Raw genomic sequence first — 1835 nt, 5'->3', positions numbered from 1 at the left:
AGAGAGTTTGCAAAAAAATACGAATTTACAGGCGAGACAATAGAGGTTGGCTTTAAAACGCTTCATAGAATTAGAGCTTTAAGAGATTTTGGAAATGTCAAAAAAGGCGACCTCGGCGGTTTTATTGGCAGTGAATACAATTTATCGCATCATGGCAATTGCTGGGTTGCAGGTAATGCCAAGGTTTATAGCAATGCACGTGTTTACGATAATGCCGTTGTAAGTGGGTATGCGCATGTTAATGTGGAAGCTTGTATTTATGAAAACGCCCGTGTTTATGGCAAGGCTGTTGTAGGTGGCTTTGTTTATGGAAATGCTGAAGTTTATGGTTTTGCACGTATTTATCCTCGTGCAAGAATTTATGGGAATGCGCACGTTCATTATAATGCTTGGGTTTTTAATGATACGCATATTTTTGGTAATGCCAAGCTTTCTGGATATGCTTGCATTTATGCTGATGTAAAAGTTTATGGTAATGCCAAGGTTCTAGGTTTTTCAAAACTTTATAAAAATGCACACGTTCATGGGAACGCTGTTATTGAAGGGCATGCTGAAATTCATGGGATTATTTATGGTAATGCAAAAATATCAGGTTATTCAAAAATTTATGGGAAGGTTTCAGGCAAGGCAAAATTAAGAGAGTGTGATTTTGTTCATAGGGAAGGTGAGGTTTATAGTGGCAATAAAGTCATATATAACTCGAATAATATTTTAGAAAAAGCAGCATAAGACAGCAGCGGCGCGGCGGGGGCGCCCCTCTTTAAAACTCTTTCATTCAAAAATTTTCTTTAAAAGGCATTTCACTATGAAAAAAACATATGAACTTATTGATCTCATAACACGCAATAAAGAAGAAGAAAGTGAAAATCATAATCTCTTTGCTCTTAAATGGACGATATATGATCAAAGCCTTCATAGTCCTTTACGTCCTGAGAATGAAAAGCAAGTACCTAGAAAATATGAATTAACAAGTGAGACAAGGGAATTTAATGGACATATATTACACCGTATTAGAGCCATTAAAGATTTTAAACATTTTTTTGGTGATAATAATAACTTTTGTATAAAAGCAGGTACCTTAGGCGGTTTTATAGAAAATGAAAGCAATTTAGATCATCGTTATGGTTGCTGGGTTAGTGATGATGCTATGGTTTACGGTGGCGCACGTGTTGTAATGGATGCTCTTGTGTACGGTAATGCTGTTATTTATGAACAAGCGTGTATTGGTGGGCATGCACATATTTATGACAATGCACAGATTTATGGTAAAGCCAAGGTTTGTGGTACTGCTCATATTTATAACAATGCGCATATTTATGAAAATGCTTGTATTGATTTTAGAAGCCATGTTTATGAAAATGCTCATGTTTATGGCAATGCAGAAGTTGGGTTTTCTCATGGTGAAGATAAACCTGAGATTTATGGCAATGCACGTGTTTATGATAATGCAATAATTGAAGACAATGCTAGGATTTATGGGAATGCACAAGTTTACGGGCGCGCTCGTATTAGAGAGAAAGCTAAGGTCCGTGATAATGCACAAGCATGTGGAACGTTAGATCTTTTAAACGATGCGGTTTTAGCGGGTGATAAAAAACTCACAAGAGGTTATAGAGATTTTATTGGCAAAACTAAAATCACTAAATTTGGTCATTTTAAAATAATAGAAAAAATACACAAAGTTGTTTAATAGGCGGGCTGCTTTATAGCAAAAAAAGCCGTGTCCTTTTAAGACACGGCTTTTATTATCAAAACAGCTAGCGATCTAAATAAACGATTAAAGTAACCAATCGAAATATAAAAGAACATCTCTTTATTGCACAAAACGTATCAAA

At 35.6% G+C, this 1835-nt stretch carries 2 protein-coding genes; both read left to right on the top strand.

Annotation, left to right across the window (positions count from 1 at the left end):
- Nucleotides 1-729: hypothetical protein (locus ACFIO3_RS12490; protein WP_375704559.1), on the top strand; the 729-nt coding region annotated here is incomplete at its 5' end.
- Between the two features lie 76 nt (nucleotides 730-805).
- The gene (locus ACFIO3_RS12485; protein WP_375608869.1) at nucleotides 806-1690 is read left to right on the top strand and encodes a hypothetical protein; all 885 of its coding nucleotides are present in this window, start codon (nucleotides 806-808) and stop codon (nucleotides 1688-1690) included.
- Nucleotides 1691-1835 lie beyond the last annotated feature (145 nt).

The sequence above is a fragment of the Bartonella sp. AD328YNZD genome, assembly GCF_042196425.1.
Note: the sequence above shows the minus strand (reverse complement) of the source record. Positions and strands in the feature narration are given on the sequence as shown.